This is a genomic window from Rothia sp. HMSC072B04, from assembly GCF_001813725.1.
Classification (GTDB): domain Bacteria; phylum Actinomycetota; class Actinomycetes; order Actinomycetales; family Micrococcaceae; genus Rothia; species Rothia mucilaginosa.
This window is the reverse complement of sequence record NZ_KV813815.1, coordinates 97,011-112,177: the sequence shown is the minus strand read 5'-3', so window position 1 is coordinate 112,177 and position 15,167 is coordinate 97,011. Positions and strand designations below refer to the sequence as shown.

Annotated in this window: 12 protein-coding genes and 3 tRNA genes; 11 read left to right on the top strand and 4 right to left on the bottom strand. The window is 59.3% G+C overall.

The window, feature by feature from the left end; genetic code table 11:
- Positions 1-281: 281 nt before the first annotated feature.
- Positions 282-1,685: an FAD-dependent oxidoreductase gene (locus tag HMPREF2928_RS08755; RefSeq protein ID WP_044150832.1), complete on the top strand. Its 1,404-nt coding sequence runs from the start codon at positions 282-284 to the stop codon at positions 1,683-1,685.
- Between the two features lie 411 nt (positions 1,686-2,096).
- On the opposite strand, the gene HMPREF2928_RS08750 is transcribed toward HMPREF2928_RS08755, so the two are convergent.
- Positions 2,097-2,618: a hypothetical protein gene (locus HMPREF2928_RS08750; RefSeq protein ID WP_070688290.1), complete on the bottom strand. Its 522-nt coding sequence runs from the start codon at positions 2,616-2,618 to the stop codon at positions 2,097-2,099.
- Between the two features lie 939 nt (positions 2,619-3,557).
- On the opposite strand from HMPREF2928_RS08750, the gene HMPREF2928_RS08745 reads away from it, so the two are divergent.
- The 7 genes from HMPREF2928_RS08745 to HMPREF2928_RS08715 all read left to right on the top strand — a co-directional run bounded on the left by HMPREF2928_RS08745 (position 3,558) and on the right by HMPREF2928_RS08715 (position 7,504).
- Positions 3,558-3,630: transfer RNA gene (locus HMPREF2928_RS08745), tRNA-Glu, on the top strand.
- 68 nt (positions 3,631-3,698) lie between these two features.
- Positions 3,699-3,772 (top strand) — tRNA-Asp (locus tag HMPREF2928_RS08740).
- A gap of 73 nt (positions 3,773-3,845) precedes the next feature.
- A tRNA-Phe gene (locus HMPREF2928_RS08735) sits at positions 3,846-3,918 on the top strand.
- Between the two features lie 189 nt (positions 3,919-4,107).
- On the top strand, positions 4,108-5,055 hold the full coding sequence (locus tag HMPREF2928_RS08730) for an ABC transporter ATP-binding protein (protein WP_070688289.1): 948 nt from the start codon (positions 4,108-4,110) through the stop codon (positions 5,053-5,055).
- Complete coding sequence (locus tag HMPREF2928_RS08725) at positions 5,052-5,831, top strand: ABC transporter permease (RefSeq protein ID WP_070688287.1); 780 nt, start codon at positions 5,052-5,054, stop codon at positions 5,829-5,831. Before HMPREF2928_RS08730 ends, HMPREF2928_RS08725 begins: the two co-directional genes overlap by 4 nt.
- A gap of 3 nt (positions 5,832-5,834) precedes the next feature.
- Positions 5,835-6,533, top strand: a complete 699-nt coding sequence (locus tag HMPREF2928_RS08720) for an ABC transporter permease (protein ID WP_070634562.1) — start codon at positions 5,835-5,837, stop codon at positions 6,531-6,533.
- 5 nt (positions 6,534-6,538) lie between these two features.
- Positions 6,539-7,504 carry an ABC transporter substrate-binding protein gene (locus tag HMPREF2928_RS08715; RefSeq protein ID WP_070615678.1) on the top strand — a complete coding sequence of 322 codons (966 nt, stop codon included), beginning with the start codon at positions 6,539-6,541 and terminating at the stop codon, positions 7,502-7,504.
- Positions 7,505-7,648: 144 nt separating this feature from the next.
- Here HMPREF2928_RS08715 and HMPREF2928_RS08710 read toward each other — a convergent pair whose 3' ends face one another.
- Entirely contained in the window at positions 7,649-9,478 is a 1,830-nt protein-coding gene (locus HMPREF2928_RS08710) for an alpha,alpha-phosphotrehalase (protein WP_070615526.1), read from the bottom strand.
- A 402-nt stretch (positions 9,479-9,880) separates the two neighbouring features.
- On the opposite strand from HMPREF2928_RS08710, the gene ilvD reads away from it, so the two are divergent.
- Both ilvD and HMPREF2928_RS08700 read left to right on the top strand, forming a co-directional pair.
- A complete protein-coding gene (gene ilvD / locus HMPREF2928_RS08705; RefSeq protein WP_070688286.1) occupies positions 9,881-11,725 on the top strand; it encodes a dihydroxy-acid dehydratase in 1,845 nt (614 codons plus the stop codon).
- A 262-nt stretch (positions 11,726-11,987) separates the two neighbouring features.
- Entirely contained in the window at positions 11,988-13,022 is a 1,035-nt protein-coding gene (locus HMPREF2928_RS08700) for a 2-oxoglutarate dehydrogenase (RefSeq protein WP_070688283.1), read from the top strand.
- Between the two features lie 135 nt (positions 13,023-13,157).
- Here the strand turns inward: HMPREF2928_RS08700 and HMPREF2928_RS08695 are convergent, their stop codons facing one another.
- Positions 13,158-13,436, bottom strand: coding sequence for a putative quinol monooxygenase (locus HMPREF2928_RS08695; RefSeq protein WP_044150828.1), 279 nt, complete (start codon positions 13,434-13,436; stop codon positions 13,158-13,160).
- Positions 13,437-13,730: 294 nt separating this feature from the next.
- On the opposite strand from HMPREF2928_RS08695, the gene HMPREF2928_RS08690 reads away from it, so the two are divergent.
- Entirely contained in the window at positions 13,731-14,927 is a 1,197-nt protein-coding gene (locus tag HMPREF2928_RS08690; protein WP_070688282.1) for an RNase H family protein, read from the top strand.
- 1 nt (position 14,928) lies between these two features.
- Here the strand turns inward: HMPREF2928_RS08690 and HMPREF2928_RS09195 are convergent.
- The coding region (locus HMPREF2928_RS09195) for a hypothetical protein (RefSeq protein WP_210399886.1) at positions 14,929-15,167 on the bottom strand (239 nt) is incomplete at its 5' end.

Sequence of the window (15,167 nt, the reverse complement as noted above, 5' to 3'; positions counted from 1 at the left end):
GCCCTCCTGCACCTCGGAGGGTGGGGCAGTTCTATGCCCGCTGCGTGCGGAGGTGCCCGGGGTCGGATGCGCCGCCCTGCCCGGATTAGGCGACCCCTCCTGAATTAGGTGACCCCGCCCGGATTAGGTGACAGAAAATTATCCTATTTAGTGGGCGAAGACATATAAGCCACCGAACACCCGTCAATCCCCGGTAAAATAGGCAAGAAGTGAACACTAAGCTCACCGCCTGTTCGCGCCGCACCGGGCGCCGGACGGTGAACTTCGAAAGGAAGATTTTCGTGTCTGAAGCAGCACGCCCCCTGCGCGTCGCCGTTATTGGTGCAGGTCCCGCCGGTATTTACACCGCCGACATCCTCACCAAGTCTGAAGAGGTCCGCACCGGCGCCGTCGAGGTCGCCATCGACATCTTCGACCGCTACCCCGCCCCCTTCGGCCTGATCCGCTACGGTGTGGCACCGGATCACCCCCGCATCAAGGGCATCATCACCGCACTGCACAAGGTCCTGGACCGCGGCGACATCCGTTTCTTCGGCAACGTTGAATACGGCAAGGACCTGACCCTCGCCGACCTGCGCGAACACTACGACGCCATCATCTTCGCAACCGGCGCGATTTTTGATGCACCCCTGAACATTAAGGGCATCGACCTGGACGGCTCCTACGGCGCAGCAGACTTCGTCTCCTGGTACGACGGCCACCCCGACTACCCCCGCACCTGGCCGCTCGAAGCTGAGCAGGTTGCAGTGCTCGGTAACGGCAACGTCGCTCTGGACGTCTCCCGCATCCTCTCCAAGCACGCTGACGACCTGCTCGTCACCGAAATCCCCGACAACGTCTACGAGGGTCTGAAGGCTTCCCCCGTGACCGACGTGCACGTCTTCGGTCGCCGCGGCCCCGCACAGATGAAGTTCACCCCGCTCGAGCTGCGCGAACTCGCACACTCCCGCGACGTGGACATCGTCCTGTACGAAGAGGACTTCCAGTTCGACGCTGCTTCCGAAGAAGCAATGGAGAAGAACGCACAGACCAAGGTCATGATGAAGACCCTGCGCGGCTGGCTGGAAGACCAGAAGACCAACGAGCAGACCGCATCCCGCCGCCTGCACCTACACTTCCTGCAGTCCCCGCACGAGATTCTCGGCGAAGACGGCAAGGTCGTGGGCCTGCGCATGGAACGCAACAAGCTCGACGGCAACGGCGGCATCATCGGCACCGGCGAGTACGTGGACTACCCCGTACAGGCTGTCTACCGCGCAATCGGCTACTTCGGTTCCGAACTGCCCGAAATCGGTTACGACGACAAGCGCGGCGTCATCACCAACGTTGAGGGTCGCGTCGTGGACGAGAACGGCGAGGTCGTTCCCGGCCTGTACGCATCCGGTTGGATTAAGCGCGGCCCTGTCGGCCTGATCGGCTCCACCAAGTCTGACGCGCTCGAAACCATCACCCACCTGCTCGAGGACCGCGAGAACCTCTACACCGCACCCGAGCCGGAGGCAGAGGCATTCAGCGCCTACCTGGACTCCAAGGGCATCAAGTACACCACCTGGGAAGGCTGGCACCGCCTGGACGACCACGAGAAGGCACTGGGCGCCGCATCCAAGGATGCAGCCGGTGAGCCTCGCGCCCGCGTGAAGGTTGTGGACCGCGACGAGATGGTCAACATCTCCCGCGGCGAGTAATCCTTACCTCTAGCACGTAGAGCATAGAAATCGACCCCGTACCGTGAACCGGTGCGGGGTCGATTTTTGTCTATATATAAGGAAGCGGGGGAGTAGGGGGCTCTCGGAAAGTGCTCGCCCGGAAGAGTTATCGAAAGAGCGGTTAAAGAAACCCACCCCGCACCATGAGGTCATGCGGGGTGGGCTGGGTAGGTGCCGAAGACACTCGAGGACATACCCTCCGGCTACCCGGACGCGCAGCGAGCCCATGCAGTGACTCCACGTGCGGCGCATCCCTTAACGGGGTCTAGAAAGCTAAAGAAACACCAAGATTAGCTCTCTAAACAAGCGCATAGCCGTACGGTGTGTAGACTATGCACACTTTTTGAGGACGTCTTCAATGCCCAAAATGGCCTTGAGTACGGTTTCAGTTTAAGTACCCAGCTTCTTGCGGGTTTCACCAGAAATGACGGCCTTCACGATGTTCTTGAAGGTCTTCCACTGCTTGAAGGCGTTAACGAGTGCCTTAATAAGCTTGTAAATGGCGATGCCCAGCTGAATGACAAACTTTGCAATACTGACAACGCAGGCAATAACACCAACGGGGGAGAGCGCTGCGTGGGCGCGTCCATCAGACTTACGAACAGCGGCCTTAGCGCTTGCAATCTGACGGCCTGCGTCAGTGCCCTGGACGGTGGTCAGGTTGCCCAGTGCGCTCTCAATGCCGCTATTAACGCGGTTGGAGGATCCAGGCTTCGCATACTTCAAACGGGCGGGTACCTGCTCTAGGCGGCGCAGAATCAGCTTGAGCTGCTGGTCGGCAGTCATTGCCTTCTGCGGGTGCGCCATCTGCTGTGCCTGCGCTGCGGGTGCAGCTGCACAGCCGAGAGCGATGGTTGCGGTGCCTACGCCGAGTGCACGGAATGCCGTGCGGCGATTCATCGTTGCGGACACTGGATCCCCCTTTGGATCTCTATGCGGTTTATCGGTGCTGTAATGTGCGGTGACTTTACGTCTGGGGCTCCGGAAGTGGCCCCGTGCAAGGTCCGGAAGTGACCTCACGCCCTCTATAGTACGGTGCTCAAAGAGGGGGCTTCAAGCTATTTCAGGGGGTATTTTCAGCTGGCTTTCATCTCTCCTTGTCAATCGCTAGAGGTTTATCAAATCTTTATATTTCTGCGTCGTCATAATTGCATAGATATCTGCACTGAGAGAAAAATAAGCGTCTGACAAGCCGGTTTATTGTATTCCCAAGAGTGAATATTTGCATCTACGTGCATTCTGGCCTGTAGTTGCTTTGCGCGGCACATTTTTGAGGGTTCCGGGGGGTGCTGGGGTGAACCCTCTAGAGAGGTGTTGCTGTGCACTCTCTTGCAGATATTTGCGCCCAGGGTAGCGTCTTGCCTGCATGTCCTATATAAGCGCGTAGAAAGTTGTCGAAAATTTTTTGGAGATATTGTGGAGTTTTTTGGCCGCTGCGATGCGCATAAGAGGGGTGTATAAGAGATGTGAAGGTGGGTTTTTGGAATTCTTGCGGGACTGATGCCGGCATCTTCGGAACAAAATTTTGGAAGATTCTGAAGAAAATCTGTAGAAATCAGAGCGGGAAATAGGGCTTCTTTGAGGCCTCTGTAGGCGCCCAAAAGTCGCTAAAATCCCTCCAAAAGCTCCTGATATGGGGTGTTGTGAAGAAATTTTAAAATTTTTTGAAGTTTTTCTGAATCGTCATTGACTAGCTTAAATACATATGTGCCAGGCTATAAATGGTCGAAAATGGGGGTCAAAATCGGGCAAAATCGAACAAAACGGTTTGCGCGCCTCCGCAAACCTGTCATAGACTAGTGGAGGTTCGAACGACGGGATGAAGAAAACGGAACCTGTTCGATCGACTAGGCCCCCATCGTCTAGCGGCCTAGGACGCCGCCCTTTCACGGCGGTAGCACGGGTTCAAATCCCGTTGGGGGTACTTGCAAATCTCACGATTTGCAAAGCCAAGTTAGATGATATAGAATTTACTTCTGTTGATTCCAACAAGGCCCCGTAGCGCAGTTGGTTAGCGCGCCGCCCTGTCACGGCGGAGGTCGCGGGTTCAAGTCCCGTCGGGGTCGCTCTGGCCGCGTAATTTCAGATGATTATTCATCCGAAGACGCGGTCATTGCGTATCTAAAAGTAAATACGCAAGGCTCTGTAGCTCAGTTGGTAGAGCGTACGACTGAAAATCGTAAGGTCACCGGATCGACGCCGGTCGGAGCCACGAAATCCGCCTCCAGGCTTCTACAGTGGGGCGGGTTTTGTTTTTAAAAAACTTTGCGGTTGCAGATACTGAAAAACCGTCGAAAAGGCGGCATCTTGGGAATAAAACCCTCAGATGCCGCCTTTTTGTATATAGATTGTATACAGAGGCACCTGCCCTATAGCCACTGCAGAAAGCACCAACGCACCCATGACTGCCCAAAATTCAGCCGCCCAAAATTCAACCCACCAACGCCTAGAGGACTCACCTCAAATTCCGTGGGCAAAAAATGCTGCCACTGGTAGCGTGCAGGCGGGCGGAATTCGCTTCGAGAACATCACCAAGAGCTACCCGAGCCGTACCGGTGAACCCACCACGGTGCTGCAGAACCTGAACCTGCATATTCCCGCCGGGCAGATTACCGTGTTCGTCGGCCCCTCCGGCTGCGGTAAAACCACTAGTCTACGCATGATTAACCGCATGGTGGAGCCCAATAGCGGCACCATCACCATTGACGGCGTGAACGTGCACGAGAAGAACCCCTACGAGCTGCGCCGCGGCATTGGCTACGTGATGCAGCAGGGCGGGCTCATGCCGCACCGCACCGTCGCGCAGAATATTGCCACCGTACCGCGCCTGCTCGGCGCCTCCCGCAAGGAGGCACAGGCGCGCGCCCTCGAACTGCTCGACGTGGTCGGTCTGGATTCTTCGTACGCCAAGCGGTACCCCTCCCAGCTTTCGGGCGGTCAGGTGCAGCGCGTTGGTGTGGCGCGTGCTCTCGCCGCCGATGCGCCCGTCCTGCTGATGGACGAGCCGTTCTCCGCAGTGGATCCGGTAGTGCGCACCGACCTGCAGAAAGAGCTGCTGCGCCTACAGGGGCAACTCGCCAAGACGATTGTGTTCGTCACCCACGACATTGACGAGGCGCTTCTGCTCGGCGATACAATTGCCGTCTTCGCGGAGGGTGGTCGCCTCGCACAGTTCGGTACTCCCGAAGAGATTCTCTACAGCCCCGCCGATGATTTTGTGCGCTCCTTCGTGAGTCGCTCCGTTGCCGGCCTGCTGGATGAGCAGACGGTGCGCCAGGCGCGTGCACGCCGACTTGCCGCCTCCCGAGAAGCGCAGAATGGTGCGGCAGAAGGCGAGAAAAGCGAATGAGTCTTCTAGGAAATGGTGTGCTCGCGGCACCACCTCTCACCGCGCATCCCCTAGTGGCATCACCCCTCGCCGCAAGCGACATGCACTGGGAATGGGTCGCCACCAACAGCCAGCGCATCCTCGAGCTGACCCTCAGCCACCTCTACCAGGGCGTCGTACCCGTCGCGATTGGCGCTCTCGTCGCGCTGCCGGTCGCCTACTACGCGAGCCGTCGCCGTGACCGCGGTTCCGAACGCCGCATCGGTGCGCGAACCCTCATCCACCTCTCCTCGCTGCTGTACACCATCCCATCGATCGCGCTGTTCGTACTGATGCCGCTCATTCTGGGCACCTCCATTATTTCCCCGCTGAACGTGCTCGTCGCCTTGAGTGTCTACTCCTTCTCGCTCATGGTGCGCTCCGGTGTGGATGCCTTCGACTCCGTACCCGATAGCGTGCATGAATCTGCACGCGCCCTCGGATACACGCCTCGACAGGCACTGATGGAGCTCTACCTGCCCCTCGCTACGCCCGTCATTATGGCGGGAATCCGCGTGGCAACCGTGGCAAATATTGCGATGGTATCCGTGGGTGCCCTTATCGGTGTGCCCTCGCTCGGCACGCTCTTCACCGACGGACTCGCGCGCAATATCCCTTCGGAAATCCTGGCTGGCGTAATCCTTAGCCTGCTGCTCGCGTTGGTCCTCGACCTGTTCCTTATCCTTCTGACGAGGGCATTTACGCCCTGGCAAGCGGCTACGATTGCGAACCGCCGCAGTCCCGAAAGGAAGGCATAACCCGTGAACGTCATAGAACGAACCTTCGCCTACTTCATGGACGGCGCCAACTGGCAGGGAAACGGCGGAATCCTCGTGCGCCTGCTCGAACATCTGAGCGTCACCGCCCTCGCCACCGCCTGCGCGGCACTCATCGTCGTGCCCCTCGGCCTCTGGGCTGGGCACCACCGCCCGGGTTACGGCACCAACCGCGGCCGTAGCAACCTGCTCATGAGCACCGTTGCTGCCACCCGTGCGCTGCCCGCACTCGGTCTGCTCACTATCCTGGCACTCTGGCTGGGCGTCTCGACCCTGCCCTCCCTCATCGTGCTCATTATTATTGCGGCGGCGCCCCTGCTCGCCGGAGTTCTTGAAGGCCTCGCCGCCGTGCCGGAAGACCTCGTGGACGCAGCCCGCGCCCAAGGCCTGACCGAATGGCAGATTCTGACCCGCCTCGAAATCCCGCTCGCCGCAAACATGATGCTCGGCGGGCTCCGCTCCGCACTCGTGCAGGTCATCGCAACCGCGACCATCGTCGCCTACCTGAGCGGCGGAACCCTCGGCAGGTACCTCTTCGACGGGCTCGCCGTGCGCGACTACCCGCGCATGCTCGTCGCAACCCTGCTCGTGGCGCTTCTCGCCTTCGCCGTGGACGCGCTCATGGGCCTCGTGCAGCGTACGCTCACCCCCGCGGGGCTCACCATCAACCGGAAGAAGGCATGAACCCGATGAATCAGACGCCTCAAACCTTCGCACGCCGTACCGTATCTCGTCGCACTGCCCTCACCGCCGCCGGAGCGTTCGGCATGGCGGGTATTCTCAGCGCCTGCGGGCTCAGCGGCGACAAAGTCTTCAGCGGCGAACACGAAGGAATCATCGTCGGCTCAGCAGCCTTCGCCGAATCCCAAATCCTCGCCGAAATCTACGCCGGAGCCCTCGCCCGGGCGGGATTCAATGCCCGCACCCAGCTGAGCATCGGCGCCCGCGAGGCGTACCTGGGGGCACTCGCCTCCGGTGCGGTGGACGTTATCCCGGACTACTCCGGAAACCTACTGCTCTACCTGGACCCGAAGGCTACAGCTAACACTGCGCAGGAGATTCTGCAGGCGCTACCCGCCGCCCTCGGCACCCTCACCACGGGTGGCTCCGGGGCTGAAATCCGCGCCCTGAACGCCTCCGAGGCGGAGGATAAGGACTCGCTCGTCGTTACCGCCCAGACCGCCCAGAAGTACGGCCTGCGAAGCCTTGAAGACCTCGCCTCCCGCTGTACGAACCTGAAGCTCGGTGCCGCCCCGGAGTTCGCCGAGCGTGCCTACGGCATCCCGGGTCTGAAAGAGAAGTACGGATGCGTCCCCGCCGAGTTTGTGCCCCTCTCGGATGGTGGTGGCGCGCTGACCGTCAAGGCCCTGCTGGATGACACCGTGCAGGTGGTTGACCTCTACTCGACCACCCCTGCAATTGAGCAGAATCAGCTGGTGGTGCTGGAGGATCCAAAGAACATGATTCTGGCTCAGCAGGTGCTGCCCATTATCAATACGTCGCGAGTTCCCGACTCTGCGGCGGAGGTTCTGAACCGTGTCTCGGCGAAGCTCACTACCGCTGATTTGCGCACTCTCAATGACCGTGTTTCGGGTACCTCTAAGCAGGAGCCCGCGCAGGTGGCTGCTACCTGGCTGAACGAGCACGGCTTCTAAGAATCCGCCTGCAATTCCGTATAAATTCCTCTACAGGAATGGGTATAAACAAGACCGACCTGGGAATATTCTAGAAATAGAATATTGCCAGGTCGGTTTATATCATCCTGCCCCACAGGCTAGGGGAGAGGCGCGGAACCGCTTTTAGCCCTCAATCAGCAGCGCCAGAGCCTCGTAGGGACGCAGACTCAGCGTCACCGTCTCAGCCGAATCAGATACAGCAGAATCGACCGCAGAATTCTTGTAATTACACACCAGCACGCGACCGGAACGAACAAACTCAGCCGGAACCTCAACCTCGGTCGGCTCACCGTAGAAGTTCGTCAGCACCAGCAGGCGCTGCGCCGGGCTACCGTTCTCAGCACTAGTCTCAGCGGGCAGCTCACGCAGGTACGCAAACACCCGCTCGTGATCCAGCGCGTAGGGCGCATACGAACCCACAGAAATGACCGGGTACTGCTTACGCAGGGCAATCAGGTTGCGGTAGTAGGGCAGAATCACGCCGTCGCGTTCCTCATCCTCCACCGAAATACCGGCACCGGTCGCCGCATCACGCACCGGGGCGGGAGCCAGCCACAGCGACTCCGAACCGAAACCGGCAGTCGCCGGATCCGCGGTCCACTGCATCGGCACACGCGAATTATCGCGAGCCTTCGACGCCACAATCTCCAGCGCCTGCTGCTCGCTCAGACCGCGCTCACGCAGCATCGCGTAGGCGTTGTGCGCCTCCACATCCGCGTACTGCTCGATCGAGGAGTAGACCGGGTCAACCATGCCGATTTCCTCGCCCTGGTACACGTACGGGGTGCCGCGCAGCAGGTGAATCACGGTCGCCAGCATGGTCGCCGACTCGGCACGGTAACGCTCAACGTCACCAAAACGGTTCAGCGCGCGCGGCTGGTCGTGGTTATTCCAGAACAGCGCGTTCCAGCCGCCGCCGGCCTGCATACCCAGTGCCCAATCGTTCAGAATCTGCTTCAACTCGGCAAAACGGAACGGCACCTTCGACCACTTCTCGCCGTTCTCGTAGTCCACCTTCAGATGGTGGAAGCTGAACACCATGTCTAGCTCGTGGTTTGCCGGGTTGGAGTAGCCCACGCAGTTTTCGATGCTGGTCGAGGACATTTCGCCCACGGTCACGGTGCCATCATACTGACCGAACGAGGCGCGGTTCAGCTGCTGAATGCGGGTGTGCACAATCGGGGTGTCGGTGTATTGTGCCTTGTCCACGGTGCCTTCGGGGGCGTCGAGCAGCTCTTCGTCCTTACCGATGACGTTAATGACGTCAAAACGGAAACCGCGCACACCCTTCTCGTACCAGAAATTCACGACCTTAAACAGTTCGTCGCGCACAGTCGGGTTGTACCAGTTCACGTCCGCCTGGGTGCGGTCGTACAGGTGCATATAGAACAGGGGAGTGCCGTGCTCATCCGTGTACTCGCCAAAGCGGGACCAGCAGGAGCCGCCGAACTTCGACTCCCAGTTGGTCGGTTCGCGCAGCTGACCGTCCTCGGTGTATTTGCCGGGGCGAATATAGAAATAATCCCAGTACTCGCGCTCACCGGCGAGCGCACGCTGGAACCACTCGTGCTCGGTCGAAACATGGTTGAGCACCATGTCGAACATGACGCCCACACCGTGCTCGGCGAGGGCGGCAATCATCTCTTCGACGTCCTTCATGGTGCCCAGGTCGGGGTTGATGGCGTAGTAGTCGGAGATGTCGTAGCCGTTGTCGTTCTGCGGGGAGGCGAAGAACGGGTTGAACCACACCATGTCCACGCCCAGGGAAGCAATGTAGGGCACCTTCTCGATGACGCCGCGCAGGTCGCCGTAGGCGCCACCCGCCGAGGAGTAGAAGGACTTGGGGTACACCTGGTAGATGACGGAGGACGCGAAATCCTTGCCACCTGCCGGGGTGGTTGCAGGGCTGGTTGCCGGGGTGAGGGTGAGCGATGCGGTGGGTGCCTGTGTCATGGAAACCTTCTGAAATGTAAGCAGGGTTCAGCGTGTATAAATCAGTGTGTTGGAAACGAACCGCACCGGTGCTACGTGTGGTGCTACGTATGCGCAGCGAGGCCCGTACGCGGCAGGCACGGCAGCCCGCCGCCTCCCGGTGCGTTCGCCGACTGAATATCGACGCCCGCAACCTGGGCTCATTCCAGATTAGGGGGCATAATGGGGTGATGTCCCCATCTACCCCAAAGGGGGCAATTCTGCCGCAGATCCGGCACAACCCCCGTGGCCTCAACCCTCCCACCGATAGGCGGTTGCAGGCTCGTGCGCGTTTCGATGCATGAAACCAAAGTGACCCTGAGCTGAAGAGCGTTGGACGCCGCGCGTAAAATCAGTACTTGCATCACTACGGAAGGTAAAACAATGCCAGAACTGCGTTCACGTACTTCAACTCACGGCCGTAACATGGCTGGTGCCCGCGCCCTGTGGCGTGCCACCGGCATGGGCGATGACGATTTCGGCAAGCCCATTATTGCTATCGCGAACTCTTTCACCCAGTTCGTACCCGGCCACGTGCACCTGAAGAACATGGGTGAACTGGTCGCCGGCGCTATCCGTGAGGCTGGCGGCGTCGCCAAGGAATTTAACACCATCGCTGTTGATGACGGTATTGCGATGGGTCACGACGGTATGCTCTACTCGCTGCCTTCCCGCGATCTGATTGCTGACTCGGTCGAGTACATGGTCAACGCGCACCGTGCCGACGCGCTGGTCTGCATCTCTAACTGTGACAAGATCACCCCCGGTATGCTTCTGGCGGCTATGCGCCTGAACATCCCCACCATCTTTGTGTCCGGCGGCCCCATGGAGTCCGGTGAGGGCATTGAGGGTATTGTTGAGCACCGCCTTGACCTGGTGGACGCCATGGTGATGGCTGTTGATGACAGCGTCAGCGACGCTGCGCTCGCCCAGATTGAGAAGAATGCGTGCCCGACCTGCGGTTCGTGCGCGGGTATGTTCACCGCGAACTCCATGAACTGCCTGAATGAGGCGATTGGCCTGGCGCTGCCCGGTAACGGCACCACCCTGGCTACTCAGGTTGCTCGTAAGGAGCTGTTCCTGGATGCTGGCCGCCGCATCGTTGAACTGTCCAAGCGCTACTACGAGCAGGATGACGAGTCGGTTCTGCCGCGCTCCATTGCGACCAAGGAGGCGTTCGAGAACGCTATGGCGCTGGATGTGGCGATGGGCGGTTCGACCAACACTGTGCTGCACACCCTGGCGATTGCTCATGAGGCGGGTGCTGACTTCACCCTGAAGGATATTGACCGTATTTCGCGTCAGGTTCCCTGCCTGGCGAAGGTTGCCCCGAACTCCACTAAGTACCACATTGAGCACGTGCACCGTGCCGGCGGTATTCCTGCCCTGCTGGGTGAGTTGAACCGTGCCGGCCTGCTGCACAAGAACGTTCATTCTGTTCACGCTGACTCGCTGGACGAGTGGCTGGACGAGTGGGATATCCGCAGCGGCAAGGCGAGCGAGAAGGCGAAGGAACTGTTCCTCGCTGCTCCCGGCGGCGTGCGCACCACTCAGGCGTTCTCCACCGCGAACAAGTACGAATCCCACGAGACCGACGCCGAGAACGGTTGCATCCGCGCCGTGGAGCACGCGTACACCAAGGACGGCGGTCTGGCGGTCCTGTACGGCAACATTGCCCAGAACGGCGCGATCATCAAGTCTGCTGGTATTGATGAGGAGCTGTTCCACTTCAAGGGCCGCGCCTTCGTGGTCGAGTCGCAGGACGAGGCTGTGCACGAGATTCTGTCGAAGAACGTGAAGGAAGGCGACATTGTTGTCATCCAGTACGAGGGTCCGAAGGGTGGCCCCGGCATGCAGGAAATGCTGTACCCGACCTCCTACCTGAAGGGTCTGGGCCTTGGCAAGAAGTGTGCGCTGATTACTGACGGTCGTTTCTCCGGTGGTACCTCGGGTATTTCTATCGGTCACGTCTCCCCGGAGGCGGCTGCTGGCGGCGCGATCGGCCTGGTACAGACCGGCGACGAGATTGAGATTGACGTGAACAACCGTATCCTGCGTGTGAACGTTTCGGATGAGGAGCTTGCTGCTCGCCGTGAGGCGAAGGGCGCTGCACCGTGGCGTCCGACCAAGCCGCGTGAGCGTCACGTATCGAACGCCCTGAAGGTGTACGGCATGCTGGCTGCTTCGGCTGATAAGGGCGGCGTGCGCATCCTGCCCGAGGACGCATAAGCCCTTCACGCATCGTGTGAGAATTTAATACTTGCCCTATGGGCTGGCGCCCCGTTCCGCGGTTTTTCTGCGGGCGGGGCGCTGTTCTTTGTCCGCGTCTTTGTTCGTATCTTTGTCCACCGTCGTGGGATACCCGGTGCGGCGTATTGCCTTGTCAGTGGTGTTGCAGTAGGGTGTAAGAAGGTATTTTAGGTACCCGATTCACCGACTCAGCACAACCACTCGACACAACGCAATTCGCAACCCTCACGAGGACGCATTCATGGTTACCCTGCCCGCGCGCGCACAGCGTGCTTTTACTCGTCGTGCCCTGACGGCTCTTGCCTGCATCGGTGCGCTCGCTTTGAGCTCTTGCTCCGCTCAGCCGCAGGCTGATGATTCTGAAACCGCCCCGATGATGGTGGCGACTTCTTCCGCGCCCGTTGATGCAAAGACCCTGTTCCACGCGGCGGATGGCTCCTGGAAGCCGAATACTGTCCAGATTTCTGCCGGCCTGGACTCCCCGGCAACCTACGACTCGGTAGCGACCCCCACGGATGAGCCGAGCACCGATGCCGAGTTCGAGGCTGCATACGCCACGGCGAGCGGCTCCGCGAACACTATCGATGCGGGCACCCGCTGCGGCATGACCAGCCAGCTGGGTGGTTCCGCCGGTATTTACGTGTATGACGGTTCGGATTGCGCGAAGGCTCAGGAGGCGGTGCGCCTCTTCAACAGCCGCAAGAACCAGGACGGCGCGGCGAGTGTTGAGTGGTACCAGTGCGCTACGAAGGTGCAGGGCCGCGACTACATTACGGGTGCCTGCTTCACGCAGGGCGGTAGCGTTGAGAAGCCTCGCCTGGCGTTGATTCCGGCGCAGACCCGCATGCTGTCGGGTACGCTGACTTTCGCTGAAGCGTACGGCGGCGGTACTTTCGGTCAGGGCGATTCGGTGAAGACTGTTGAGGCGCTGCGTTTCACCAGCCCGGACTCTAAGGTTGCGTGCTCGGTGACCCCGTCGGGCGTGGATTGCCAGGCGCTGGTGGGCGTGACCCTGGAGGGGTGGGATGCCGCCTCCGGTAAGGCGCAGCAGCGCGTGCACATGGGGCAGGGCCAGGCTCCTGCGGTGAGCCTGGTCGGTCAGACCGCCACCCCGGAGCCGGTGAATACCGAGGGTATTACTGCACTGCCGACCGGTCAGGTGGTGACCGCGTATGGTTACACCTGCAAGTCGGTGAATAGCGGTAAGGTGCATTGCGTGAGCGCGACGAATGGTTTCACACTTGATTCGATGGAGGTTGGCGTAGAACGCCGTTAAACCGAGAGCGCTGCTAAACCGAGAATGAAGGCGAGGCGTGCTACGAGTTGCCGCGCTCGCCTCCATAACTGACATACGAAGGTGCCCGGCACCCCTCACGTAGGGGGTGCCGGGCACCTCGGTCTTTAACGTTGCTTAGCGGAAGTTGACGATGCGAACGTCCAGCTCGGAGGAGAGCAGCGGCTCCCATGCGGCGACAGCCTTCTGGAAGTGTTCGGTGCCCATGTGCTTTTCGAGCAGTTCCTGGGATTCCCAACGCTCGATGAATGCGAAGTCGGTGTCGGAGACGGCACCGAAGTCGTAGCTGACGTTGCCTTCGTCCTGGCGGCTTGCGGTCACGAGCGGTTCGATGGTCTTGAGAAATTCTTCGACGTGCTCGGGCTTGACGGATACTCCGGCGTAGACACCAATCATGGGGCTCTCCTTGTGGGGTGGTGCGGCGGTTGCCGCGTCGTATATGACTCTTTTACCGTACACCTTTCCCCGCGCCTCGGTGAGGTATGCGCGGGGGTTTCTCGCGCTGTGTTCTCACGCTGTGTTTTGTGCTGTGCCGGTGTGAGAGAGGAGTTGCGGGTGATCCATTCGCTAACTGTAAAAAAGGTGTTTTATATTTGCGTGCCCCTTTCTTTTCGACCTATAAAAGAATGAGGACGATACACCGCATGAATGGAAGGAGACGCGGTATGGCACACATGGGGGGTGACACTCATGGGATTTTCACCGGCGCATATCAAACGATGCACCCTGACCTGGGAGGCGCCCGACTATAGCGCCTCGTACCCTGCCGGGTACACGGATCAGGGCGTTGCTGTGATTGCGGTGGCTCAGGAGCATCGTAAGGCGCAAGGTTTTTGTTATTCGGCGTTGTCGACGGTGGTTTTTATTTCTAAGCAGGACGGCACCCGCACTGTGGTGAATGAGGAGCCGATGCTTTTCACTCACGTTCATTCCCTCATGGATTGTTGTGATGAGGTGCATCCGCGTCTGCTGGGTCGTGCCGTGCTTTCTGCGTGGGATGTGGTTCCTGAGCAGTACCGTCAGAACCTGGTGACGATTGCTGCTGACCGTAAGAATTTGAAGCATCTTTTCCGTGATTGCGACCAGTTGAAGGGGATTATGGAGTACCGCGCCTTTGAGAAGGTGCTGGACCCGTACGATAACCATTCTTTGGGTGAAGTGCATGTGAAGCTTGCTGGCACGCCCGCGTATGAGCGGATGCAGGCTGAGGTGTGTGCGGCACGTACCGCTGTGGATGAGATGGTGGAGGAGGCACTGACCCCTCGTCCGCTGGATCAGCTGCAGGACTATAGCGTTTTCACGGATTGTTCGTTCCGTTCGACTCACAATAAGAAGTATCAGCGTGGCGGCCGTATGGGTATCGCCGGCGTGAGTGAGGACGGCTTCTATTTTCATGCCCACTATGATGGCGTGAACATTATGACCGGTGAGCTGTCTGCAATGTTGGCGGCTTATACGGTGTTCCATAGCGGTTCGCGCCGCCTGATTATTCATACGGATTCTTTGGGTGCGTTGACGTTTGTGTTGCGTTTGGCGCATAGCCGTTGGGCTTTTGAGGCGTGGGTTTCTGAGGGTATTCAGGATGAGCGTGTGGTGTCTCAGATGCGTGCTTTGACGGAGGCTATCCGCGAGAAGCGTGTGCTGGTGAAGCATGTTCCGGGCCATACGGGCCACGGTTTGCAGGAGAGTAGCGACTCTGTGTCGAAGATGCATCGCCATTTTCCGGGGCAGATTGTGGATAAGCGTCATCAGAGCGAGTTTAATCAGCGTTGCGAGTCGATTATTACTGCTTTGTCGGGGTGTGCGAAGGCTGTTCGCCTGCTTGCGCCGGAGTGGTTGCAGATTAAACCTTCTTCAATCCACACGGGAAACCGTTTATGGCGCTAAACTAGTCCAGGGTAGAAATGAACGCGCGATACATTCGCTGCATACGAAGGTATGCGATGTCGGAGGTGTCGCGTGTTTCTTTTTGCCCTTTTGCCTTCTCCGCATGCGCTTTTACGAGGCTCACCTGTAGCGCTGCTCTAGCTTGTAGCCCCGCGCATCCTGCAATGGTGCGTGGGAAAAGAATGCGGGGGAAACGAAAGCTCCCCCTGAGCGTCGAATCAATCGAACTCAGGGGGGGGG

Coding starts and splice junctions, on each gene's coding strand:
- HMPREF2928_RS08730 (WP_070688289.1), top strand. CDS start 4,108: ATGACTGCCCAAAATTCAGCCGCCCAAAATTCAACCCACCAACGCCTA.
- HMPREF2928_RS08725 (WP_070688287.1), top strand. CDS start 5,052: ATGAGTCTTCTAGGAAATGGTGTGCTCGCGGCACCACCTCTCACCGCG.
- HMPREF2928_RS08715 (WP_070615678.1), top strand. CDS start 6,539: ATGAATCAGACGCCTCAAACCTTCGCACGCCGTACCGTATCTCGTCGC.
- HMPREF2928_RS08710 (WP_070615526.1), bottom strand. CDS start 9,478: ATGACACAGGCACCCACCGCATCGCTCACCCTCACCCCGGCAACCAGC.
- ilvD (WP_070688286.1), top strand. CDS start 9,881: ATGCCAGAACTGCGTTCACGTACTTCAACTCACGGCCGTAACATGGCT.
- HMPREF2928_RS08700 (WP_070688283.1), top strand. CDS start 11,988: ATGGTTACCCTGCCCGCGCGCGCACAGCGTGCTTTTACTCGTCGTGCC.
- HMPREF2928_RS08695 (WP_044150828.1), bottom strand. CDS start 13,436: ATGATTGGTGTCTACGCCGGAGTATCCGTCAAGCCCGAGCACGTCGAA.
- HMPREF2928_RS08690 (WP_070688282.1), top strand. CDS start 13,731: ATGGGATTTTCACCGGCGCATATCAAACGATGCACCCTGACCTGGGAG.